We start from the raw sequence: 21,342 nt of genomic DNA, 5'->3' as shown, positions 1-21,342 counted from the left end.
GGCAAGGACCCTGCAGCCAAGTCGCAGATCAGCGGCCACCAACCAATCTGCAGATCAGTCCCCCTGCAGCGAAGGCTCAGATCATCGCTTCGCCATAGGCTGCCAGCGCGCAGGCGTTCCATCAGCCGCTCTCAGCCCACGCGTATGATCAACGACCATCGCGCAGACGGCTGTGGCGATAGCCGTAGCCGAAATAGACCACCAGCCCGACCAGCGTCCACACTCCCATCAGCATCCAGTTGTGCAGGGTCATCGCCGACAGCAGGGCCAGGCAGCTCAACACGCCGGCGCTGCAGATCAGCCAGGCCACCGGCATGCGGAACGGACGCGGCAGTTCCGGGTGGGTACGGCGCAGGATCAGCACGCCGGCGCACACCGCCGCGAAGGCGATCAGCGTGCCCATCGAGGTCAGCTCGCCCAGCACGTCCAGCGGGAAGACCGCTGCCAGCACGGCGATGCCCACGCCGGTGATCACGGTATTGACGTGCGGGGTGCGGTACTTGGGATGGATGCGGGTGAACACCGACGGCAGCAGCCCGTCGCGCGCGATGATCATGAAGATGCGCGGCTGGCCGATGATCATCACCAGCACCACCGACGACAGCCCGATCAGCGCGCCGACTTCCACCACCACGCGCAACCAGGCCAGCTGCGGATGCGCCGCCACCGCGGTGACCACCGGCTCGTCGGTGCCGAGCAGGGTGTAGGGCACCAGGCCGGTCATCACCGCCGCCATGGCGATGTAGAGCACGGTGCAGATGACCAGCGACAGGATCATGCCGATCGGCAGGTCGCGTTGCGGGCGGTGCGATTCCTGCGCCGCCACCGACACCGCCTCGAAGCCGATATAGGCGAAGAACACCATCGCCGCGCCGCGCAGCACGCCGTCCATGCCGTACTTGCCCGGACCTTCGTTGGCCGGAATGAACGGGTGCCAATTGGCGGTATCCACGTACTTCCAGCCCACCGCGATCACCAGCAGGATCAGCCCGGTCTTGAGGATCACCATCGCCATGTTCATCGCCGACGACTTGCGGATGCCCACATAGCACAGCCAGGTCAGCAGCAGCACGATGCCGGCCGCGGGCAGGTTGGCGATCGCGCCGGTGCGCTGCAGCTTGCCGTCCAGCGGCGCGCTGACCAGGGCGGCCGGCAGGTGGATGTCGAAATGTTCCAGCAGGCTGAGGAAATAGCCGGTCCAGCTGACCGCCACCGCCGAGGCGGAGACGCCGTATTCCAGCACCAGCATCCAGCCGATGAACCAGGCCGCCAGTTCGCCGAAGGTGGCATAGGTATAGGTGTAGGCGCTGCCGGAGACCGGCACCATCGCGGCGAACTCGGCGTAGGCCATTGCGCAGAACGCGCAGCACACCGCGGCCAGCACGAACGACAGCATGATCGCCGGGCCGGCGTGGTCGGCCGCGGCCTGGCCGGTGATGACGAAGATGCCGCCGCCGATCACCGCGCCGATGCCCAGGGCGGTCAGCCCCCACGGCCCGAGTGCGCGTTGCAGGCCCAGCCCGTCGGCCGCCTCGTGGCTGGCGTGCGGGTGTTTGGTGGCCCAGAGTTGCTTGAACATGCAGCGGTTCCTGTTGAATCCCTGCACGTGGCGGTGCGGGCGTGTGCGGGATATGCGGGCTGTTGCGAGGGACTCGTGTCGTCAAATCCCCGCACACGGATGTGCGGGCTGTTGCGAGGGACGCGTGTCGTCAAATCCCCGCACACGGATGTGCGGGCTCTTGCGAAGGACTCGCACTCAAGCCTTGCGGGCCAGCCGGCTATGGCGAATGCCATAACCGAAATAGATGGCCAGGCCGATCACGGTCCAGCCCACGAACACCTTCCAGTGTTCCTGGAAGGCCTGGAAGAACAGGAACAGGCAGGCCAGCGCGCCCAGCGGGCAGATCAGCATCGCCAGCGGCACCCGGAACGGCCGCGGCAGATCCGGCTTGGTGAAACGCAGCACCATCACCCCGGCGCACACGGTGGCGAAGGCGAGCAGGGTGCCCATCGACACCAGCTCGCCCAGCACGCTGAGCGGGATCAAGCCGGCCAGCAGCGCCGCGACCACGCCGACGAAGAGCGTGCCGACGTAGGGGGTATGGAACTTCGGATGCACCTTGCCGAACAGCCGGGGCATCAACCCGTCCTTGGCCATGGTGTAGAAGATGCGCGGCTGCGCCATCAGCATCACCAGCACCACCGAGGACAGGCCGGCGATCGCGCCGATCTCCACCGCGGTCTTGAGCCAGGTCAGCTGCGGGTGCGCTTCCAGCGCGGTGGCCACCGGCTTGGCGGTGCCGAGCTGGGTGTAGGGCAGCAGGCCGGTCAGCACCGCGCAGACGATGATGTAGATGACGGTACAGACCGCCAGCGACACCAGGATGCCGATCGGCATGTTCTTCTGCGGATCCTTGGTCTCGCCGGCGGAGGTGGAGACCGCGTCAAAGCCGATATACGAGAAGAACACGATGGACGCGGCGCGGAACACGCCGTCCCAGCCGAACTGGCCCGGCCCGGTGTTCTCCGGGATGAAGGGATGCCAGTTGGCCGGGTCGATGTAGGCGATACCGAAGCCGACGAACAGGCAGATCACCACCACCTTGATCGCCACCACGATGGCGTTGGCGAATGCCGACTGGGTGACGCCGACGTAGCACAGCATGCTCACCGCCGCCACGATCAGCACGGCCGGCAGGTTGATGAGGTTGCCCGAACCGACAAAGTTGTGGCCGTCCCAGGCCAGTGGCGCGCCGGCCAGCTCCGCCGGAAACGGCAATCCCAGCGTGCCGGTCAGGAAACTGATCAGGTAGGCGGACCAGCCGACCGCAACGCTGGAGCCGGCGAACAGGTATTCCAGTACCAGGCACCAGCCGATGAACCAGGCGATGCCCTCGCCGAGGGTGGCATATGAATACGAGTAGGCGCTGCCGGAAACCGGCATCATCGCCGCGAACTCTGCGTAGCACAGGCCGGCGAACGCGCAGGCGATGCCGGCAAACACGAACGACAGCATCACCGCCGGTCCTGCGTGGTTGGCAGCGGCCTGGCCGGTCAGCACGAAGATGCCGGCGCCGATCACCGCGCCGATGCCAAGCATGATCAGATGCTTGGCAGTGAGGGTGCGTTGCAGTGTGGCCTCGCCTTGCAGGCGGCCTTCGACCGGTTCGCCCCCATCGACATGTCCAGCGGGCTCGATCGGTTTGACCCTCAACAGAGACTTCAGCATTCGGTACATCCCCAAGTGGCAAAGCTAAGGCGCGCGCGCCTGGACGAAGGTGGTGCGCCGCATCCCGGTGGGACAGGCAAGCGGCCTACCTTGCCAAAGCTACGCGCTCACGACAAGCACGTACGCAGCATGAACGACGATAATGAGCGCCTGGCCCGCAACGGGCGACCGAGAACGACAGATGGTGGATGCGACGCTGCAACAGCAATTGGCTGCCTATCGCGCACGCTGGCCGGACGAAGCCGAGTTGGCCGAGCAATTCGCGCAACTGCTGGACGATGCCAGTAATCCATTCGTGCGCGAGCGTGTCGAAGGTCATTTCACCGGTTCTGCGTGGGTGGTCAGCGCCGATGGCACGCGCACGCTGCTGACCCATCACCGCAAGCTGCAGCGTTGGCTGCAGCTGGGCGGACACGCCGACGGCGACCGCGATCTGGCGCAGGTCGCTTTGCGCGAGGCGCAGGAGGAGTCTGGATTGAGCGGGCTGCGCCTGGCGGAGCCGGCAATCTTTGACCTGGACCGGCACTGGATTCCAGCAAGGGGCGAGGTGGCCGGGCATTGGCACTACGATGCGCGCTATTTGGTGGTCGCCGGCGAGAACGAGCACTTCCAGGTCAGCGAGGAGTCGCTGGCCCTGGCTTGGAGGCCGATCGCCGAACTGCTCGCGGAACCGGACCTGGATACCTCCTTGCGGCGAATGGCGCGGAAGTGGGTGGCGCGCCCATTGGTCTGGCTGAGCTGACAAGAGGTTCCGAGGCACCGCCAGTGTATCGCTGCAGGACTGATGCGCCCGAAGCGCGAGTTCTAGGGTCTGCAGCGATCTATGGAATCGGATAGCGGCTGCGAATGGGTGGCAGCCCCTCGATCACCGCTCAGCGCGACATTACCAATGTGCCGTGCCCGCAGCCGGATGCTGGACGCGTCGATGTCGTCGCTATCGATCATCTCGTCAATCAGTTCCCCGTGCCGGATCGTCAGCGTCTGTGCGCTCACGTTGGCAACATCCTGTAGATCCAGAGCAATCTTGCTCTTGCCGATAGACGGTGCGTCCAGGGTTTCATCGACCAATTCTCCCTCGTCGATACGCACGCAGCCGTTGCCCCGGACGTTTCCGGAATCGCGCAGCCTGACCTTGACCTTGCTATTGCGAATGCGCTTTGCGTCGACCGGTTCATCGATCAGTTCTGCATGATCGATGACCAGCGCCTGGTGTGCATGAAGGTTACCGCTCTGGCGCATGGTCACGCGAACATCGGCTCGCTCCAGAGACGGCGTCTCCACGATACTGCTCAATAACGCGCCTTGTCTGATCTCGATCCTGCCTGCCTCGACATTTGCGGCCTGGTCGAGATGCACGCCGGTCGTGCCGCTTCGCATCGACGAGACAAGCGAGGCATACGGCAAATAGGCTCGATCGATTTTCAGCGTACCTTGACTGCCTAGAACGTTTGCGCTCCGGCGCAGTTCGATGGCGATCGCAGGGGCCACCGAGGGATTGGACGTGCGTATGTCCATGAATGAACTCCGGCTCGGCGGCATCGGGCCGGTACGGCCGATGCGGACTTCAGCGCCAGGCTGAGATAGCAGGATGTTCGCTGAATCTTCAATCGCTATCCGAATATACGCATTTTTGCCCACCGGTCCTGCCACCAGACTCATCGGCGCTTGCGCAGCGCTGTCGTCACTGATATCGAGCAGGCCTGAGACGTGGAGGTTGCCACTGTGGCGGACGAGCAGCCGGACGTCGGCGGACCGTCCTATGCCATACACCAGCAAAGGCAACAGCGAGGCTGTCATGCGGGCATTATCCACGCTGGCATTGCGCTCGTTGCACACGGCAATGGAGACGTTTTGTCCATCGCCGATCATGACGGCGTCGGCCGTTGCAAGTCTCTTCCAAGGGCCGGCGTTGAAAGAAATGAAGCGGCCTGCCGTCGCGGGCCGTGTTGCCGTGCATGCCCTCGGTAGAGCAAAGCGAGAGCGAGGCTCCAAGACACTGGCCTGCGCGTACGTGCTGTGCAGCAACGCCAGCGTGATGAAAAAAACGATCTGCTCGATGTGTCTGGCGACCTTCGGCGAAGACCACGCGCTATGAAACCTGCTCCTCATCCGTATCGTCCCTATTAGGAAAGCGGCTGCTTGAAAGAGGGGGCGCTGCGAACGCTGCCTTGTTCGCACACTAGCACTGGATGCGATCGGAACGTGTGCCTGATGCCAGGTATCGGATGCTGCGCAGCCTCGCTCTCATTGTCTGCGCAATGTCGAGACGATGTGCACGATGCTGGATCGGGAGGTCAGCTCCAGCACATGCCCGCTGCTTTGCCTCGCGAAAACGTTCCTACGCAGTCAGAGAGCATGCGTAGCGTAAAAGCGGTGCGGATATCGGGCGGCGATATCCACCCTCAATACAGGATGCGCGTCCGCAAGGTGCCCTGGATCTGGGCCAATCCTTCCTTCAACGCGGTGGCCTGCGCCTCGCTGGCGCTGACATCGATCACTACGTAACCCACCCTGGCGTCGGTGCGCAGGAACTGGCCGTCGATGTTGACGTTATGGCGCGAGAACAGTTCGTTGATCTTGGACAGCACGCCCGGCACGTTGCGGTGGATATGCAGCAAGCGCAGGCTGTCGGGATGTTCGGGCAGGGTGACTTCAGGGAAATTCACCGCCGACAAGGTGCTGCCGTTGTCGCTGTAGCGCACCAGTTTGGCGGCCACTTCGACACCGATATTGTCCTGCGCTTCCAGCGTGCTGCCGCCCACGTGCGGGGTCAGGATCACGTTGTCGTGCGCAATCAACGGGGATTCGAACGCATCGCCGTTGCCCTTGGGCTCGATCGGGAACACGTCCACCGCCGCGCCGCCGATCTGGCCGGAGGTCAGCGCCGCATCCAGCGCGTCGATATCGATGACGGTGCCGCGCGAGGCGTTGATCAGATGCGCGCCATGCTTCATGCGGGCAATTTCTGCAGCGCCGATCATGTCCTTGGTGGACGGCGTTTCGGGCACGTGCAAGGTCACCACGTCCGAGCGCGCCAGCAGGTCGTTCAGATCGATCGCCGCACGCGCGTTGCCCAGCGACAGCTTGGTTTCGATGTCGTGGAAGATCACCTGCATGCCCAAGGATTCGGCCAGCACGCCGACCTGCGTGCCGATATGCCCGTAACCGACGATGCCCAGCACCTTGCCGCGCGTTTCGTGGCTGCCGGCGGCCGACTTGGACCAGCCGCCGCGATGGCATTCGGCGTTCTTTTGCGGGATGCCGCGCAACAGCAGGATCGCCTCGGCGATGACCAGCTCGGCCACGCTGCGGGTATTGGAGTAGGGCGCGTTGAACACCGGGATGCCGGCCAGCTCGGCCGCGTCCAGATCGACCTGGTTGGTGCCGATGCAGAAGCAGCCCACTGCGATCAGCCGCTTGGCATGCGCCAGCACCTCGGCGCTCAACTGCGTGCGCGAGCGGATGCCGACGATATGCGCCTCGGCGATGCGCGCGATGAGCTCGTCTTCCGGCAACGACTTGGCGTGCAGTTCGATCTGCGAATAACCGGCGGCGCGCAGCACATCCACGGCGGTCTGGCTGATGCCTTCCAGCAACAGGACGCGGATGTCCTGCTTGGGAAACGAGGTTCTCTTCGGCGACATGGGGGAGCGCATTGCAGCAATCGGGTCGGCAACTATGCCAGATGCGCCGCGCGATGGGGCGCCCGCAACGCAGTGTTTGCGCAGGCGAAGTCCTTGCGGTGCAACGGTTTCAGCTGAATCCAACGCCGTGGCGGCGCCACGCCGTGCAACTGGACGCGCCTGGCGCGCACTGGCACGCTGTGCGGTTCCTACTGCAGCGCCGTGTGCCATGACCGATCCCCGTATCCTTTCGTTGCAACAGGCCGTGCCCGGGTTGCGTTTGAAGACCGAGCCGGCCGACCTGGAACACTACGGCCGCGACTGGACGCGGCGCTGGACGCCCAACCCGCTCGCGATTGCCTTGCCCGGTGCGGTGGACGAGGTGCAGGCGGTGCTGCGCTGGGCCAATGCGAATGCGGTTGCGGTGGTGCCTTCGGGCGGGCGCACCGGCCTGTCCGGCGGTGCGGTGGCCGCCAACGGCGAGCTGGTGCTGAGCCTGGAGCGCCTGAACAAGGCGCTGGAGTTCAATGCGGTGGATCGCACGCTCAGCGTCCAGGCCGGCATGCCGCTGGAAGCGGTGCACAATGCCGCGCGCGCGCATGGGCTGGTGTATCCGGTGGATTTCGCCGCGCGCGGCTCGTGTTCGATCGGTGGCAACATCGCCACCAATGCCGGTGGCATCCGCGTGATCCGCTACGGCAATACCCGCGACTGGGTCGCCGGCCTGAAGGTGGTCACCGGTGCCGGCGATCTGCTCGAACTCAACAACGCGCTGGTGAAGAATTCCAGCGGCTACGATTTCCGCCATCTGATGATCGGCTCCGAAGGCACGCTCGGCGTGGTGGTCGAGGCGACGCTGCGACTGACCGACCCGCCGCCGCCCAGCAATGTGATGCTGCTGGCGCTGCCCTCGTTCGAGGTGCTGATGCAGGTGTTTGCCGCGTTCCGCGCGCAACTGCGGCTGGAGGCGTTCGAATTCTTCACCGACCGCGCGCTCGAACACGTGCTGGCGCACGGCGCGCAGGCGCCGTTTGCGCAGGTGCATCCGTATTACGTGGTCACCGAATTCGCTGCCGGCGACGAGGCGCAGGAAGCCGCAGCGATGGCGGCATTCGAGACCTGCATGGAGCAGGGCTGGGTCAGCGACGGGGTAATCAGCCAGAGCGATGCGCAGGCCGCGCAACTGTGGCGACTGCGCGAAGGCATCACCGAAGCGCTGGCGCGCTACACGCCGTACAAGAACGACGTGTCGGTGCGCATCTCGGCGATGCCGGCGTTCCTGGCCGAAACCCAGGCGTTGCTGCACGATGCGTATCCGCATTTCGATGTAGTGTGGTTCGGCCATATCGGCGACGGCAACCTGCATATCAACGTGCTCAAGCCCGACGACACCAGCCAGGCCGATTTCGTGGCGGCCTGCGATCAGGTGACCAAGTTGCTGGCGCAGGCCTTGCAGTGTTTCGGCGGCAGTATCTCCGCCGAACACGGCATCGGCCTGGTCAAGAAGGCCTACCTGTGGAGCACGCGCTCGGGCGAGGAGATCGCCTTGATGCGCGGGATCAAACATGTGCTCGATCCTCATCTTTTGCTGAATCCCGGCAAGCTGTTCGAGATGGACGACGCGCCTGCCGCCACGCGTGCCGGTTAGTCTTTCACCACCTTCACATGGAATCGATACGCCAATGATGCGCTCCTTAGTGTTTTGCGCTTTGACGCTGCTGCCGCTGGCGGCCTTCGCATCCAGCCTGGCCGGAACCTCGGCGGGTGCATCGTCGGCCGGTTCGTCCAATTCCTCCGGCAGCAGTTCCGGCGACGACAAGGTAGTGGCAGACGCACGCGAAGATGCCGCCGGCTTCGTCGCCAGCGATGGCGTGATCCGCGGCGCGCGGCTGGAAGCGGCGCTGCTGCAGTTGCGCAGTCGCAGCGATGCGGCGCGGCTGTCCAGCGACCTGGAACTGGCGCAGTCCATCCTGGCCCAGTGAGTTCTCTTCGCCGGTGCTGGTGGCTGTGGCTGGCCGCAGCGATCGCACCGGCGGCGCAGGCCGAATTACGCATCGATGTCGATCCGCGGGGCCTGTCTGCGGCGTAGATCGACACCACGCACGCATTGGTGAAACAGGTGGCGCAGCGTCTGCCGCCGGCCTGGATGCAGCGCATCGACGCACCGATCCAGCTGCAGTGGCGCACGGACTTGCCGGCACACGTGCATGGCCGCGCGATCGGCCGGCGCATCCTGCTCGATCGTGACCTGCTGGATGCCCGGAGCGTGCAGGCGACAGCCACGCAGACCGACCCCGAGACACCGGCCACGCGCGCGGCAATGGCCGCCGTGGTGCATGAACTGGCGCATGTGCTGGACCGCGGTGCGCACGGCGGCCTGTCGCGCGACCCGCGGCTGCGCGATCTGGCCGGCTGGCAGGTGCGTCCCTGGCGGATCGGGCGTGGCGCAAACCGGTTCAGCGATCGCAGCCCCGACGATTACGAGCGGCGCAGCCCAGCCGAATTCGTCGCGGTGAATCTCGAACACTACGTGCTCGATGCCGACTATCACTGCCGGCGTCCGGCGCTGGCGGCCTGGTTCGCCGAGCAGGTCGGTGGCATGCCCGATACGACCCATTGCGAGACGACGCTGCCGTACCTGCAGGCCGATAACGATGCCGGCGCGATGTCGCTGCTGGCACTGGATCCAGCGCGTGTGTACGCGGTGGACTACCTGCTGGCCGAGGGCAATGCGCAGCCGATGAGCCGCTGGGGCCACAGCATGCTGCGTCTGGTGATCTGTGCGCCTGGCCGCGCGCCGGGCCCCGATTGCCGTCTGGATCTGCAGTATCACCGCGTGCTGTCGTTCCGCGCCTTCGTCGGCGATGTGCAGATTTCCAGCTGGCGCGGGCTGACCGGCTCGTATCCCTCGCGGCTGTTCGTATTGCCGTTGAATCAGGTCGTGGACGAATACACCAAGGTGGAGCTGCGCGCGCTGTCGTCGGTGCCGCTGACACTGGCGCCCGGGGAGATCGCCGCGCTGCTCGCACGCGCCGCGCAGGTGCATTGGAGTTACGACGGCCGCTACTACTTCATCGGCAACAACTCTGCGGTGGAGACCTTCAAGCTCCTGCACGATGGCGTGCCGCGGCTGGCCGCGGCCCGGCTGTCGTCGATCACTCCGCGCGGCGTCAGGCAGCGCTTGCAACGCGCCGGCATCGCCGACATGCAGGTGCTGGACGAGCGTGCGCAGGCGATTCGCCAGGGCTATTACTTCGAGTCGGCGGCGGCGCATTACCAGACCATGTTCGAGGTGATCCGCCGCGGCCTGCCGGTGCCGCAGACCAGCGTGGAGCAATGGCTGGACGCGCGTGCGGACGCGCGTGCGCAGTGGTTCGACCGCGGCGGTCTACGCGAGACGGCTGCAGCGTTGTTGCTGGAACAGGCCGCGTTGCGCCGCCAGGAGTTGCTGGCACGCGATGCGCTCAAGCGCCTGCTGACACCCGGCGCAGCCGGGCGTCACTCGGTGCAGGGTCAGCTGCAATCGCTGTTCGCGCGGCAGGCCCGGCTCAGCCACCCGGCCACGCTGTTGGGCAGCGCCGGCTATGGACTGCCGCAAGCAGACGAGCGGCAGGACCTGAGCGCGCGCGTGGCGCAGGAAACCGGCGTATTGGTCGACGGCTGGAAACAGCTGCAGGCGCTGGGGCGGCAGCAACTGCCGGCCGACGTCCGCACGGGATTGGAGCAGGGCGAGGCGAATGTGCAACGCCTGCGCGCACGCCTGCGCGTGCTGGCGCGCGGTGATGCGGCTGCCGACAAAGTGCGGTCTGACATGGGTATACCTCTGCAGGCGCAATAACGATTCGGACCACGCCGGAGGGCGGTACCAGCCGCTCTCCCTACTGGGCGAGAAGGCACCGCTTGCGCGCCATTGGCGCGCGTGGCTTGGAGCGCCCGCGCTGCTAGCGCGGGCCGGGGCGCGGAGCGGGGGTTGGGGTGAGGGTACGGGCGAAGCTCTCGTATAGGTCCAACTGCATGAGGCTTCGCCCGTACCCTTATCCGACGCTTTGCGCCACTTTCTCCCGATGGGAGAAAGTGGCGCTGTCGCATGCAGCTGCAAGTCCCAGTTCCCAGTGCTCCGGCCAGGGACGACGCAACGCACCAACTGGCACCTGTCACACCAGCCGGCGCACCTCAGCCAGCCGGTTGCAGATCCGCCTGCACCGATTGCGCATCAGTCGGCGCGGCCCGCGAATTCGCCGGTCGTGGTGTTGACCAGCACGCGCTCACCGTTGGTGATGTACTCGGGCACCATGATTTCCAGGCCGGTATTGAGCTTGGCCGGCTTGGGCCGCTTGGTGGCGGTGCCGCCCTTGAGTTCGGGCGGGGTTTCGACCACTTCCAGCGTCACCGTCTGCGGCAGTTGCACGGCCACCGGCTGGTCGTCGATCACCTGCACGTAGATGCCGGTCAGCCCGTCGATGATGTAACCGGCATCGGTGCCGATCACGTCCGCATCCAGCGTGTAGGGCGTGAAGTCCTCGTCGTCCATGAACACGAACGCCTCGCCATCCTTGTACGAAAACGTCGACAGGCGACGCAGCAACTCCACTTCCGGCAGGTTGTCGTCGGCGTCGAAGCTGGCGTCCAGCTTGGCGCCACCGGGCACGCTGTACATGATGAAGCGGAAGCGCACGTTGCCACCGCGGCCCTGCGGCGAGCTGCGCTCGATGTCGCGGATCTGGTAAATGCCGCCGTTGTATTCGACGACGTTGCCTTTCTTGATGTCGTTGGCTTTCATGGGAATCGGGAGTTGGGAATAGGGAATCGAAAAAGCCGGGGCCGGGGTGCTGAGAGTAGGGCGCCGTTACGATTCCCCGTTCTCGATTCCCCATTCCCCGCTACTTGGGCGCCAAGCGCACGCCGCCGTCCAGGCGGATCACCTCGCCATTGAGGTAGCGATTGCGCAGGATGAAGGCGACGGTGTCGGCGTATTCGTCGGGTTGGCCCAGCCGCGAGGGGAACGGGATCGCCGCGGCCAGCGATTGCTGCACCGCCTCGGGCATGCCGTCCACCATCGGGGTCCAGAACACGCCTGGCGCGATCGTCATCACGCGGATGCCGAAGCGGGCCAGTTCGCGTGCCATCGGCAAGGTCATGCCGACCACGCCGCCCTTGCTGGCGGCGTAGGCGGCCTGGCCGATCTGGCCTTCGTAGGCGGCCACCGAGGCGGTGTTGATGATCACGCCGCGCTCGCCGTCGTCGCCGGCACTGTTGTGCTGCATCACATCGGCCGCGGCCTTGGCGACATTGAAGCTGCCGACCAGGTTGACCAGCACCGTGGTGCGGAAGGTCGCCAGCGGCATCGGCGCTTCCTTGCCGAGCACGCGGCCCGCGCCCAGGATGCCGGCGCAGTTCACCGCCAGGTTGAGCCCGCCCAGCGCCTGCGCGGCCTGCGCCACGTTGGCGGCGACCTGCGCCTCGTCGGTGACGTCGGTGGCGAAATACTGCGCGTTGCCGTCACCGAGCAGCGCCAGCGCCGCCTCGGCCTTGTCGGCGTTGACGTCGAACAGGGCGACCTTGCCGCCGTCGGCCACGATGCGCTGCGCCACGGCCAGGCCCAGGCCGGAAACGCCGCCGGTGACGATGGCAAGAACAGAAGAAGGCTGCATGCGGTGGTTCCTTGGAAATCCTGGAAGCCGGTGGATGCCGGCAGGCGAACGGGTGACGACGCAGCCGGCGATTCTAGCCGAAGCGTCCGTGTGACCGCCCTGGAAGATGCGCGGGTGCGGCAGCGTGCGGGACCGAAATCTCAGCCGGCGGCCGCCAGGGCCTTGCCGACCTTGCTGCCGGTCTCGCGGCCCAGCAGCTGCGCCAGCCAGCGGCCGGTGCGGGCGAGGGCGGGCAGGTCGATGCCGGTCGGCATGCCCAGCCCGTGCAGCAGATACACCACATCTTCGCTGGCGACATTGCCGCTGGCGCCCTTGGCGTAGGGGCAACCGCCGGCACCGGACACCGCCGAATCGACCACGCGCACGCCTTGCTCCAGGCAGGCGGCGATGTTGGCCAGCGCCTGGCCGTAGGTGTCGTGGAAGTGCACGGCCAATGCCGGCATCGGGACCGCCTGCGCCACCGCGGCCAGCATCTGGCGTGCCTTGGCCGGGGTGCCGACGCCGATGGTGTCGCCCAGCGAAATCTCGTAGCAGCCCAGTGCGTACAGCCGTTGCGCGACATCCACCACGTCGGCCACCGGCACCTCGCCCTGATACGGGCAGCCCAGCACGGTGGAGACGTAACCGCGCACGCGCACGCCGTCGAGCGCGGCCTGTTCCAGGATCGGCCGAAAGCGCGCGATCGATTCGTCGATGCCGGCGTTGGTATTGGTGCGATTGAAGGCCTCCGACGCCGCGGTGAACACCGCAACCTCCTGCGCACCGGCGGCGCGTGCGCGCGCATAGCCCTGCAGGTTCGGCACCAGCACCGGATAGGCGATGCCCGGCGCCTGGGTGATGCCGGCAAACACCTCGGCCGCATCGGCCAGCTGCGGCACCCAGCGCGGGCTGACGAAGCTGGTCGCCTCGATGCTGCGCAGCCCGGTCGCGGAGAGTTGATCGATCAAGGCGATCTTGTCGGCGGTGGCGATCGGTGTCGCTTCGTTCTGCAGGCCATCGCGCGGGCCGACCTCGACAATGCGGACAAAGTCGCTCACGCCGCGCCCTCCGGCACCCAGGCCGGGCTGCGCTTGTCGAGGAAGGCACCCAGGCCTTCCTGGCCTTCCGGGGAGACGCGCAGGCGTGCGATCCATGCGGCATTGGCAGCGTCGATGGCGTCGCGGTCGATCGGCGGCAGCACCGCGCGCACCAGCGCCTTGGCGCTGGCCGCGGCCAATGGTGCGGCCGCCAGCAACAGGCGGACCTGGCGCTCCACCGCGATATCCAGTTGGTCGGCGGCCACCAGCTGATGCAACAGGCCCAGCAACTGCGCGGTCGCCGCATCGAAGATCTCGGCAGTGGCGAACCAGCGCCGTGCCTGGCGCGCGCCGATCGCGGCGATCACATACGGCGAAATCACCGCCGGCAGCAGGCCGAGCTTGCTCTCGGTCAGCCCGAAGCGCGCCTCGGTGCAGCCGATGGCGATATCGCAGCACGCCACCAGGCCCACGCCGCCGCCGAACGCCGCGCCGTTGACGCGCGCGATGGTCGGCTTGGGCAGTTCGTCCAGCGTGCGCATCAGGCGCGCCAGGGCGAGCGCATCGGCCGCGTTGTCGACCTCGCTGGCACCGGCCATCCCGCGCATCCAGTTCAGGTCGGCGCCCGCGGAGAACGCGGCGCCGGCACCGGTGATCACCACGACGCGGATCTGCGCTGCCTGGCCGGCCTGCTGCAAGGCGTCGGTGAGCGCGCCAATCAAGGTCGCATCGAAGGCGTTGTGCACCGCCGGGCGGTGCAGTCGCAACGTGCGGACCGCTCCCTGGTCCTCCACGATCAAGCCGGTGTCCTGCATTGCGTCAACGTCCATGAATGGGATGCGAACCATGATAGCGGCACGGGTCGGCTGAGCCATGACGCGGTGCGTCGATGCTAGAATTGAGAACCATTCCTAACAATCAGGCCGTCTTTGTGACGCTGTCCGACATGCCCTTGCATCGCGCCGCCATCGTGGATTCCGTGGAGGATCGCCTCCCCAACGATACGATCGCCCGGCGTCTGCGCGAACTGGGTTTTGTCGCCGGCGAAGAAGTCACGGTGCTGGCGACCGGGCCGGTCGGGCGCGAACCGCTGCTGGTGCAGGTCGGTTACACCCGGTTCGCCCTGCGCCGCAGCGAGGCCGCACGCGTGCAGGTACGCGTCGACGGAGCACAGGCATGAGCGCGGCAAGTGTTCCGTTGCGGCTGGCGCTGGTGGGCAATCCCAACAGCGGCAAGACCGCGCTGTTCAATCAGCTGACCGGCAGCCGGCAAAAGGTCGCCAACTACACCGGCGTCACCGTCGAACGCAAGGAAGGGCAGTTCCGTGCGCCGTCCGGGCGCGACTTCGCGGTGCTGGATCTTCCCGGTGCCTACAGCCTGCAGCCGGCCAGCCTGGACGAGGCGATCACCCGCGACCTGTGCCGTGGCTTCTATCCCGGCGAACCGGCACCGGACGTGCTGGTCTGCGTGATGGATGCGACCAACCTGCGCCTGCACCTGCGCTTTGCGCTGGAGCTGCGCGAGCTGGGCCGGCCGATGATCGTGGCCTTGAACATGGTCGACGCGGCGCAGCGACGCGGCATCGTCATCGATTTGCCGGCGCTGGAGCAGGCGCTCGGCGTGCCGGTGGTGGAAACGGTGGCGGTGCGCCGCGGCGGTGCCAAGGCGCTGGTCGAGCGGCTCGATACGCAGGCCGCGCGTCTGGCCGCCCCCAGCGCCACGCCGCCGGCCGATGGCAGCTACCATGCGCAGGTGCGGCAGATCCTGAGTGCGGCGGTGACCATGCCGACGCGGACCTCGCGGGTGGACGATGCGCTGGACCGCTGGCTGCTGCACCCGCTCTGGGGCCTGGTCACGCTGGCGGTGGTGATGTTCCTGATCTTCCAGGCGGTGTATGCCTGGGCCACGCCGGTGATGGACCTGATCGACGGCGGCACCTCGGCACTGGGCGAGTGGGTCGGCGCCACCTTGCCGGAAGGCCCGCTCAACAGCCTGCTCAAGGACGGCATCATCGCCGGCCTGGGCGGGGTGGTGATCTTCCTGCCGCAGATCCTGATCCTGTTCGCCTTCATCCTGGCGCTGGAGGAGTCCGGCTACCTGCCGCGCGCGGCCTTCCTGCTCGACCGCATGATGTCCGCCGCCGGCTTGTCCGGGCGCTCGTTCATCCCGTTGCTGTCGAGCTTTGCCTGTGCGGTGCCCGGCATCATGTCCACCCGCAGCATCCAAGACCCGCGCGACCGGCTCGCCACCATCATGGTCGCGCCATTGATGACGTGTTCGGCGCGCCTGCCGGTGTATGCCTTGCTGATCGGCGCCTTCATCCCGCAGAAGACCGTGTGGGGCATCTTCAACCAGCAGGGCCTGATCCTGTTCGGGTTGTATGCCGCGGCCATCGTCAGCGCGCTGCTGGTGTCGTGGACAATGAAGAAGTGGCGCCGCGACAAGAGCGAGCACCCGCTGATGCTGGAGCTGCCGTCGTATCGCCTGCCGCATCTGCCCGACCTGGCGCTGGGGCTGTGGGAGCGTGCGCTGATCTTCCTCAAGCGCGTCGGCGGCATCATTCTGGCCCTGACCATCCTGCTGTGGTTCCTGCTGTCGTTTCCGGCCGCGCCGGCCGACGCCACCTTGCCGGCGATCGATTACAGCTTCGCCGGGCGCATCGGCCATGCGATGGCGACTTTCTTCGCGCCGCTGGGCTTCAACTGGCAGATCTGCATCGCGCTGATCCCCGGCCTGGCCGCGCGCGAAGTGGCGGTGGCCTCGCTGGCAACCGTGTACGCGCTGTCGGCTGCCGACGACGATGCCGCCGCGCAGGCCTTGTCGCCGCTGATCAGCGATGGCTGGTCGCTGGCCACCGCGCTGTCGCTGCTGGTCTGGTACATCTACGCGCCGATGTGCATCTCCACGCTGGCCACGATCAAGCGCGAGACCAACTCGTGGAAGCAGATGACGGTCAGCGCGGTGTACCTGTTCGCGCTGGCCTACCTGGCCTCGCTGGTGACCTACCAGCTGGCCGTGCTGCTGGGAGCCGGCTGAGGTGGATCTGTCGCTCACGCTGCAATACCTGGTCATCGCGCTGGCGGTGTTGCTCAGCCTGTGGGTGGTGATGAAGAAGCAATTCCCCGGCACGCTGCGGCGTGTGCGTGGCGCAGTGGCGATCGGCCTGCTGCGCGATGGGCGGCCTGCGTGGATGCGGGCGCTGGGCCGCCGCGTGGCGCCGCCGGCCGCGCAGAACGCCGCGGCCTGCGGTGGCTGCGACAGCTGCGGGCCGGCGCCGCCACGTCGTCACTGACACACCGCAGTTCTTCGGTAGCGCCACCGCAACCCAGGCGTGTGTGGTGACGCGTGGCGATGGTCGGTGCAGCAGCAACACCGTCACTGGCCGGGTTGTGTAGCCGACGCTGCAGTGCACAGCGCGTCGGCCATGGGCCTTCGCTATGCTTGCGCGATGACGACCTCCTTCCAGATCTCCCGACGTGCGCAGGCGCTGACCAGTTCGGCGATTCGCGAAATCCTCAAGGTGACCGAGCGGCCGGAGGTGATTTCCTTCGCCGGCGGGCTGCCGTCGCCGGCCACCTTTCCGGTGGAGCGCATGCGCGCGGCCAGCGATCAGGTGCTGCGCGATGCGCCGCAGGCCGCGCTGCAATACGGCCCCACCGAAGGCTATGCGCCACTGCGCGAATGGGTGGCCGCACGCCTGAGCCGCGACGGCGCCAGCATCCGGCCCAGCCAGGTGTTGATCACCACCGGCTCGCAGCAGGGCCTGGACCTGCTCGGCAAGGTTTTCATCGACGAAGGCAGCAAGGTGCTGGTGGAAACGCCGAGCTACCTGGGCGCGCTGCAGGCGTTCTCGCTGTTCCAGCCGAGCTTCGTCGGCATGCCCTCGGACGCGGACGGGGTGGTGGTGGACGCGCTGGATCCTGCGGTGCTGGCCGATGCGCGCTTTCTGTATTGCCTGCCGAACTTCCAGAACCCCACCGGTCGCCGGTTGCCGCTGGCGCGCCGTCAGGCCCTGGTGGCGCGCGCGGCGGAGGCGGGCGTGCCGATCGTCGAAGACGATCCGTATGGCGAGCTGTATTACAGCGGCCAGCCGCTGCCGAGCCTGCTGTCGCTCAACCCGGAGGGCGTGATCTACATGGGCTCGTTCTCCAAGGTGCTCGCACCCGGGTTGCGGCTGGGCTACGTGGTCGCGCCCGAAGCGGTGCTGGGCAAGCTGATCCAGGCCAAGCAGGCGGCCGATCTGCATACGCCCTCGTTCACCCAGCGCGTGGTCCACCAGACGTTGCAGGACGAGTTCCTGGACGCGCATATCCCGCAGATCCGCGCGCTGTATGCGCGTCAGTGCAGCCTGATGCTGGAGGCACTGGATCGGCATTTCCCGCCCCAGGTGCAATGGAATCGCCCCGAAGGCGGCATGTTCCTGTGGGTGACCCTGCCGCCCGGGCTGGACGGCACCGCGCTGCTGGCGCGTGCGATCGCGCGCAATGTGGCGTTCGTGCCGGGCGCGCCGTTCTACGCCACCTTGCCGCAGGTCAATACCTTGCGGCTGTCGTTCGTCACCGTGCCCGGCGACAGGATCGATGCCGGCATCCAGGTCCTGGGCGAGGTACTGCGCGAGGCGCTGGCCGAATTGCCCGGGCAGGGCGCGTGAGCACGCAGGCCGCTGGCGTGCAGGCGCCTGCGCTCGCGATCACCATCGACAGCGTCGCGGTCGGTATCGCACGCGACTTCACCCGGCCCGGTAGCCGCAGCGCGATCGACAAGCGGGCGGTGGACGGCAGGGTGCGCGTCGGTCCCGACGGTCTGCACGGCGACGAGCAGGGCGACCGGCGTGTGCATGGCGGGCCGGACAAGGCGATCCACCATTATCCGCGCGATCACTACGCCGCCTGGCAGGGCCAGCTTGGTGCGCATGCCTTGCTGGAGACGGCCGGCGCATTCGGCGAGAACCTGAGCAGCCTCGGCCTCACCGAAGCCAATGTCTGCCTGGGCGATCGCTTTGCGTTGGGCACGGCGGTGGTGGAGGTGTCGCAGCTGCGTCAGCCATGCTGGAAGCTGTCCGACCGTTTCGGCCTGCGCGACATGGCGCGCCGCGTGCAGGACACCGGCCGCACCGGCTGGTATTACCGCGTGCTGCAGCCCGGCGAGGTGGCGGCCGGCGATACGCTGACACTGCAGCAGCGGCCGCATCCGCACTGGACGCTGTCGCGCCTGCAACAGCTGCTGTATGCGCGCGATGTCGATGTCGCCGCCATCACCGAGGTGCTGCAGCTGCCGCTGGTGCCGTCATGGCAGGCACTGTTCGAACGCCGCCTGCAACGCCGCGAAATAGAGAGCTGGAGCAAACGCCTGCACGGCGCAAGCGACTGAGAGTCGCCAACACCATCGCATGCAATCAAAGGCCGCAGCCGCGCCAGCTGCAGCGTGTGCCATGCGTTCACGAACGTCGAACACCCGCCGCGCCAACCCACACCTGCCCGCCAAGTGGTATCGCCTTAACTCAGCAAACAACCACCACGTGCGTCTCGCGGACGCCACCAAGCCAAAGCGAAAGCGCTACTGCAGGCAAAACAGTGCACACCCGCACCCGCACCCGCACCAACGATTCCCGAATCCCGAATCCCGAATCCCAGCTATCTTGTACAACCCCACCGCCCAGCTAGGCCTGCCGCCATGACAACGTCTCCTGTGAAAGTTCTGATCCACGGCGCCTCCGGGCGGATGGGCAAGGCGTTGCTGCGCCTGGCTGCCGAAGACGAGGCGCTGCACGTCGTCGGTGCGGTGGTGGGGCGCTCGCCGTCGCAGCGCGTGGTGGACGGCGTGCCGTACTTTGCCGCCAGCGAACTCGGCGGTGCGCCGGCCTTCGATGTGGCGATCGACTTCAGCCTGCCGCAGGGCTTCGCACCGATCCTGGCGCTGTGCGCGCAGCGCGGCAAACCGCTGGCGTCCGGCACCACCGGCCTGGATGAGGCGCAGCGCGCCGCGTTGCTGGAGGCCGCGCAACAGATTCCACTGGTGTGGGCGTCCAACTTCAGCCTGGGCGTGGCGGTGCTGACCGAACTGGTGGAGCGTGCCGCCGGCAGCCTGCCGGGCTGGGATTGCGACATCGTCGAAGCGCATCACGTACACAAGCAGGACGCACCCTCCGGAACCGCACTGACGCTGGGGGAGGCGGCCACCGGCAGCGGCGCGCAGCCGCGCTTTGCCAGCCTGCGCGCCGGCGACATCGTCGGCGAGCACACGGTGCAGTTCACCGGATTGGGCGAGCGGGTGGAGCTGGTGCACCGCGCCACCAACCGCGACATCTTTGCGCGCGGTGCCCTGCATGCGGCCAAGCGGTTGCTCGGCAAGCCGGCCGGCAGCTATCGCGTGCGCGACCTGGTGCTGTAAGCCGGCGCGTCGCCGCGCATGAATGGCGAATGATCGCGGTGGCGCATTCATCCCGCCATTGCGATGGCGCTGCGGCAACCGGTGTTCTCCAGGCTGGCATGCCGGGGCACTTGCCTTTACAATTCTCGCTTGCCCGAACCAGCGTCGGACCGGTCCTCAGCACCGCGTCCGCGCTTTGCTGCAACCGGAATTTGGCCGGAAGCGCATCGGAGTCCCAGGCAGCCAGAGCGAGACCCCACGTGACCCAACCCGCAATCCTTGTCCTCGAAGACGGCACCGTGTTCGAGGGCGAATCCGTAGGCGCCAACGGGCTTTCCGTCGGTGAAGTGGTGTTCAACACCGCCATGACCGGTTATCAGGAAGTCCTGACCGATCCCTCCTACGCCCGCCAGATGGTCACGCTGACCTATCCGCATATCGGCAACACCGGCTTTACCGATCAGGATGACGAGGCCGGCAAGATCTGGGCGGCCGGCCTGATCGTGCGCGACGTGCCGCGTCGCCCCAGCAGCTGGCGCAGCGAAGTCGCACTGCCGGAGTGGCTGCAGGCCCGCGGTGTGGTGGCCATTTCCGGCATCGACACCCGCAAGCTGACCCGCCTGCTGCGGCAGAAGGGCGCCCAGAACGGCGCACTGATGGCCGGCGAGATCGAGGTCGACAAGGCGCTGGAAGCGGCGCGCAGCTTCCCCGGCCTGAAGGGCATGGACCTGGCCAGGGTGGTTTCCACCGAGACCAGCTACAGCTGGCAGGAAGGCTCGCTGGATCTGAATTCGGACACCTTCGTGTGCGCCGAGCTGAAGCACAAGGTTGTTGCTTACGATTACGGCGTCAAGCTCAACATCCTGCGCATGCTGGCCGACCGTGGGTGCGACGTCACCGTGGTGCCGGCACGCACGCCGGTGGCCGAGGTGCTGGCGATGAATCCGGACGGCGTGTTCCTGTCCAACGGCCCGGGCGATCCGGAACCCTGCGATTACGCCATCAGCGCCATCCAGGAACTGATCGCCAGGCAGGTGCCCACCTTCGGCATCTGTCTGGGCCATCAGCTGCTGGCGCTGGCCGCCGGCGCCAGCACGGTGAAGATGACCACCGGCCATCACGGCGCCAACCATCCGGTGCAGGATCTGGACGGCGGGCGGGTGATGATCACCTCGCAGAACCACGGCTTTGCGGTGGATGAAAGCACGCTGCCGGCCAATGTGCGGGTGACCCATCGGTCGCTGTTCGATGGCACCAATCAGGGCATCGCGCTGACCGACGCGCCGGCGTTCTCGTTCCAGGGCCACCCGGAAGCCTCGCCGGGCCCGCGCGATGTGGGGCCTTTGTTCGATCGGTTCGTGACGTTGATGGCGAAAGCTAAGTTTTGATGCACGGCAAATTATTTCATGATCACTCGAACTGGAGTTCGGACGTCCGGTCGACTCCAGCGCGCC

The 21,342-nt window shown here is 66.7% G+C and carries 20 protein-coding genes; 12 read left to right on the top strand and 8 right to left on the bottom strand.

What is annotated here, in order from left to right; genetic code table 11:
* Window positions 1-148: 148 nt before the first annotated feature.
* Together XarbCFBP7408_RS14495 and XarbCFBP7408_RS14490 are read right to left on the bottom strand one after the other, a co-directional pair.
* The gene (locus XarbCFBP7408_RS14495) at window positions 149-1,579 is read right to left on the bottom strand and encodes an amino acid permease (RefSeq protein WP_104563557.1); all 1,431 of its coding nucleotides are present in this window, start codon (window positions 1,577-1,579) and stop codon (window positions 149-151) included.
* Window positions 1,580-1,756: 177 nt separating this feature from the next.
* A complete protein-coding gene (locus tag XarbCFBP7408_RS14490) occupies window positions 1,757-3,229 on the bottom strand; it encodes an amino acid permease (RefSeq protein WP_181106882.1) in 1,473 nt (490 codons plus the stop codon).
* 142 nt (window positions 3,230-3,371) lie between these two features.
* On the opposite strand from XarbCFBP7408_RS14490, the gene XarbCFBP7408_RS14485 reads away from it, so the two are divergent.
* The gene (locus tag XarbCFBP7408_RS14485) at window positions 3,372-3,971 is read left to right on the top strand and encodes an NUDIX hydrolase (protein ID WP_181106880.1); all 600 of its coding nucleotides are present in this window, start codon (window positions 3,372-3,374) and stop codon (window positions 3,969-3,971) included.
* A gap of 62 nt (window positions 3,972-4,033) precedes the next feature.
* Here the strand turns inward: XarbCFBP7408_RS14485 and XarbCFBP7408_RS14480 are convergent, their stop codons facing one another.
* Window positions 4,034-5,026 carry a hypothetical protein gene (locus XarbCFBP7408_RS14480; RefSeq protein WP_219820278.1) on the bottom strand — a complete coding sequence of 331 codons (993 nt, stop codon included), beginning with the start codon at window positions 5,024-5,026 and terminating at the stop codon, window positions 4,034-4,036.
* On the opposite strand from XarbCFBP7408_RS14480, the gene XarbCFBP7408_RS22970 reads away from it, so the two are divergent.
* A complete protein-coding gene (locus tag XarbCFBP7408_RS22970; protein ID WP_219820277.1) occupies window positions 5,025-5,324 on the top strand; it encodes a hypothetical protein in 300 nt (99 codons plus the stop codon). The genes XarbCFBP7408_RS14480 and XarbCFBP7408_RS22970 overlap by 2 nt on opposite strands.
* A gap of 307 nt (window positions 5,325-5,631) precedes the next feature.
* Here the strand turns inward: XarbCFBP7408_RS22970 and serA are convergent, their stop codons facing one another.
* Window positions 5,632-6,873 (bottom strand): phosphoglycerate dehydrogenase, encoded by a 1,242-nt coding sequence (gene serA / locus XarbCFBP7408_RS14475; protein ID WP_104563553.1) that lies wholly within the window; start codon window positions 6,871-6,873, stop codon window positions 5,632-5,634.
* Window positions 6,874-7,081: 208 nt separating this feature from the next.
* Between serA and XarbCFBP7408_RS14470 the strand changes: the two genes are divergently transcribed.
* From XarbCFBP7408_RS14470 to XarbCFBP7408_RS14460, 3 genes are all read left to right on the top strand, one after another.
* Window positions 7,082-8,500 carry an FAD-binding oxidoreductase gene (locus XarbCFBP7408_RS14470; protein WP_104563552.1) on the top strand — a complete coding sequence of 473 codons (1,419 nt, stop codon included), beginning with the start codon at window positions 7,082-7,084 and terminating at the stop codon, window positions 8,498-8,500.
* Between the two features lie 34 nt (window positions 8,501-8,534).
* A complete protein-coding gene (locus XarbCFBP7408_RS14465) occupies window positions 8,535-8,834 on the top strand; it encodes a DUF2388 domain-containing protein (RefSeq protein ID WP_064634966.1) in 300 nt (99 codons plus the stop codon).
* A gap of 107 nt (window positions 8,835-8,941) precedes the next feature.
* Window positions 8,942-10,690 carry a DUF4105 domain-containing protein gene (locus XarbCFBP7408_RS14460; RefSeq protein ID WP_258072143.1) on the top strand — a complete coding sequence of 583 codons (1,749 nt, stop codon included), beginning with the start codon at window positions 8,942-8,944 and terminating at the stop codon, window positions 10,688-10,690.
* 375 nt (window positions 10,691-11,065) lie between these two features.
* Here XarbCFBP7408_RS14460 and yeiP read toward each other — a convergent pair whose 3' ends face one another.
* From yeiP to XarbCFBP7408_RS14440, 4 genes are all read right to left on the bottom strand, one after another.
* Window positions 11,066-11,632: an elongation factor P-like protein YeiP gene (gene yeiP, locus XarbCFBP7408_RS14455; protein WP_016904354.1), complete on the bottom strand. Its 567-nt coding sequence runs from the start codon at window positions 11,630-11,632 to the stop codon at window positions 11,066-11,068.
* A gap of 100 nt (window positions 11,633-11,732) precedes the next feature.
* Window positions 11,733-12,503, bottom strand: coding sequence for an SDR family oxidoreductase (locus XarbCFBP7408_RS14450; RefSeq protein ID WP_104563551.1), 771 nt, complete (start codon window positions 12,501-12,503; stop codon window positions 11,733-11,735).
* 140 nt (window positions 12,504-12,643) lie between these two features.
* Window positions 12,644-13,540, bottom strand: coding sequence for a hydroxymethylglutaryl-CoA lyase (locus tag XarbCFBP7408_RS14445; RefSeq protein ID WP_104563550.1), 897 nt, complete (start codon window positions 13,538-13,540; stop codon window positions 12,644-12,646).
* Entirely contained in the window at window positions 13,537-14,334 is a 798-nt protein-coding gene (locus tag XarbCFBP7408_RS14440) for an enoyl-CoA hydratase-related protein (RefSeq protein WP_104563549.1), read from the bottom strand. Before XarbCFBP7408_RS14440 ends, XarbCFBP7408_RS14445 begins: the two co-directional genes overlap by 4 nt.
* A 116-nt stretch (window positions 14,335-14,450) precedes the next feature.
* Between XarbCFBP7408_RS14440 and XarbCFBP7408_RS14435 the strand changes: the two genes are divergently transcribed.
* From XarbCFBP7408_RS14435 to carA, 7 genes are all read left to right on the top strand, one after another.
* The gene (locus XarbCFBP7408_RS14435) at window positions 14,451-14,699 is read left to right on the top strand and encodes a FeoA family protein (RefSeq protein ID WP_016904358.1); all 249 of its coding nucleotides are present in this window, start codon (window positions 14,451-14,453) and stop codon (window positions 14,697-14,699) included.
* Window positions 14,696-16,555, top strand: coding sequence for a ferrous iron transporter B (gene feoB / locus XarbCFBP7408_RS14430; protein ID WP_104563548.1), 1,860 nt, complete (start codon window positions 14,696-14,698; stop codon window positions 16,553-16,555). The genes XarbCFBP7408_RS14435 and feoB overlap by 4 nt, the downstream gene beginning before the upstream one ends.
* Window position 16,556: 1 nt before the next feature.
* The gene (locus XarbCFBP7408_RS14425; RefSeq protein WP_047125452.1) at window positions 16,557-16,811 is read left to right on the top strand and encodes a DUF6587 family protein; all 255 of its coding nucleotides are present in this window, start codon (window positions 16,557-16,559) and stop codon (window positions 16,809-16,811) included.
* A gap of 132 nt (window positions 16,812-16,943) precedes the next feature.
* Window positions 16,944-18,170 (top strand): PLP-dependent aminotransferase family protein, encoded by a 1,227-nt coding sequence (locus tag XarbCFBP7408_RS14420; RefSeq protein WP_104563547.1) that lies wholly within the window; start codon window positions 16,944-16,946, stop codon window positions 18,168-18,170.
* On the top strand, window positions 18,167-18,889 hold the full coding sequence (locus tag XarbCFBP7408_RS14415; protein WP_104563546.1) for an MOSC domain-containing protein: 723 nt from the start codon (window positions 18,167-18,169) through the stop codon (window positions 18,887-18,889). The genes XarbCFBP7408_RS14420 and XarbCFBP7408_RS14415 overlap by 4 nt, the downstream gene beginning before the upstream one ends.
* 303 nt (window positions 18,890-19,192) lie before the next feature.
* Window positions 19,193-19,909, top strand: a complete 717-nt coding sequence (gene dapB / locus XarbCFBP7408_RS14410) for a 4-hydroxy-tetrahydrodipicolinate reductase (RefSeq protein ID WP_104563545.1) — start codon at window positions 19,193-19,195, stop codon at window positions 19,907-19,909.
* A 239-nt stretch (window positions 19,910-20,148) separates the two neighbouring features.
* Entirely contained in the window at window positions 20,149-21,276 is a 1,128-nt protein-coding gene (carA, locus tag XarbCFBP7408_RS14405) for a glutamine-hydrolyzing carbamoyl-phosphate synthase small subunit (protein WP_104563544.1), read from the top strand.
* Window positions 21,277-21,342 lie beyond the last annotated feature (66 nt).

Source organism: Xanthomonas arboricola pv. guizotiae (assembly GCF_002940205.1).
Classification (GTDB): domain Bacteria; phylum Pseudomonadota; class Gammaproteobacteria; order Xanthomonadales; family Xanthomonadaceae; genus Xanthomonas; species Xanthomonas arboricola_C.
The sequence above is the reverse complement of the archived record's forward strand: the minus strand, read 5'-3'. Positions and strand labels throughout refer to the sequence as shown.

Bases quoted from the DNA above. Each gene is read 5' to 3' on its own strand.
- XarbCFBP7408_RS14465 (WP_064634966.1), top strand. From the start codon at position 8,535: ATGATGCGCTCCTTAGTGTTTTGCGCTTTGACGCTGCTGCCGCTGGCG.
- XarbCFBP7408_RS14470 (WP_104563552.1), top strand. From the start codon at position 7,082: ATGACCGATCCCCGTATCCTTTCGTTGCAACAGGCCGTGCCCGGGTTG.
- XarbCFBP7408_RS22970 (WP_219820277.1), top strand. From the start codon at position 5,025: ATGCGGGCATTATCCACGCTGGCATTGCGCTCGTTGCACACGGCAATG.
- XarbCFBP7408_RS14495 (WP_104563557.1), bottom strand. From the start codon at position 1,579: ATGTTCAAGCAACTCTGGGCCACCAAACACCCGCACGCCAGCCACGAG.
- XarbCFBP7408_RS14485 (WP_181106880.1), top strand. From the start codon at position 3,372: ATGAGCGCCTGGCCCGCAACGGGCGACCGAGAACGACAGATGGTGGAT.
- serA (WP_104563553.1), bottom strand. From the start codon at position 6,873: ATGTCGCCGAAGAGAACCTCGTTTCCCAAGCAGGACATCCGCGTCCTG.
- XarbCFBP7408_RS14440 (WP_104563549.1), bottom strand. From the start codon at position 14,334: ATGCAGGACACCGGCTTGATCGTGGAGGACCAGGGAGCGGTCCGCACG.
- XarbCFBP7408_RS14450 (WP_104563551.1), bottom strand. From the start codon at position 12,503: ATGCAGCCTTCTTCTGTTCTTGCCATCGTCACCGGCGGCGTTTCCGGC.
- yeiP (WP_016904354.1), bottom strand. From the start codon at position 11,632: ATGAAAGCCAACGACATCAAGAAAGGCAACGTCGTCGAATACAACGGC.
- dapB (WP_104563545.1), top strand. From the start codon at position 19,193: ATGACAACGTCTCCTGTGAAAGTTCTGATCCACGGCGCCTCCGGGCGG.
- XarbCFBP7408_RS14490 (WP_181106882.1), bottom strand. From the start codon at position 3,229: ATGCTGAAGTCTCTGTTGAGGGTCAAACCGATCGAGCCCGCTGGACAT.
- XarbCFBP7408_RS14420 (WP_104563547.1), top strand. From the start codon at position 16,944: ATGGGCCTTCGCTATGCTTGCGCGATGACGACCTCCTTCCAGATCTCC.
- XarbCFBP7408_RS14480 (WP_219820278.1), bottom strand. From the start codon at position 5,026: ATGACAGCCTCGCTGTTGCCTTTGCTGGTGTATGGCATAGGACGGTCC.
- feoB (WP_104563548.1), top strand. From the start codon at position 14,696: ATGAGCGCGGCAAGTGTTCCGTTGCGGCTGGCGCTGGTGGGCAATCCC.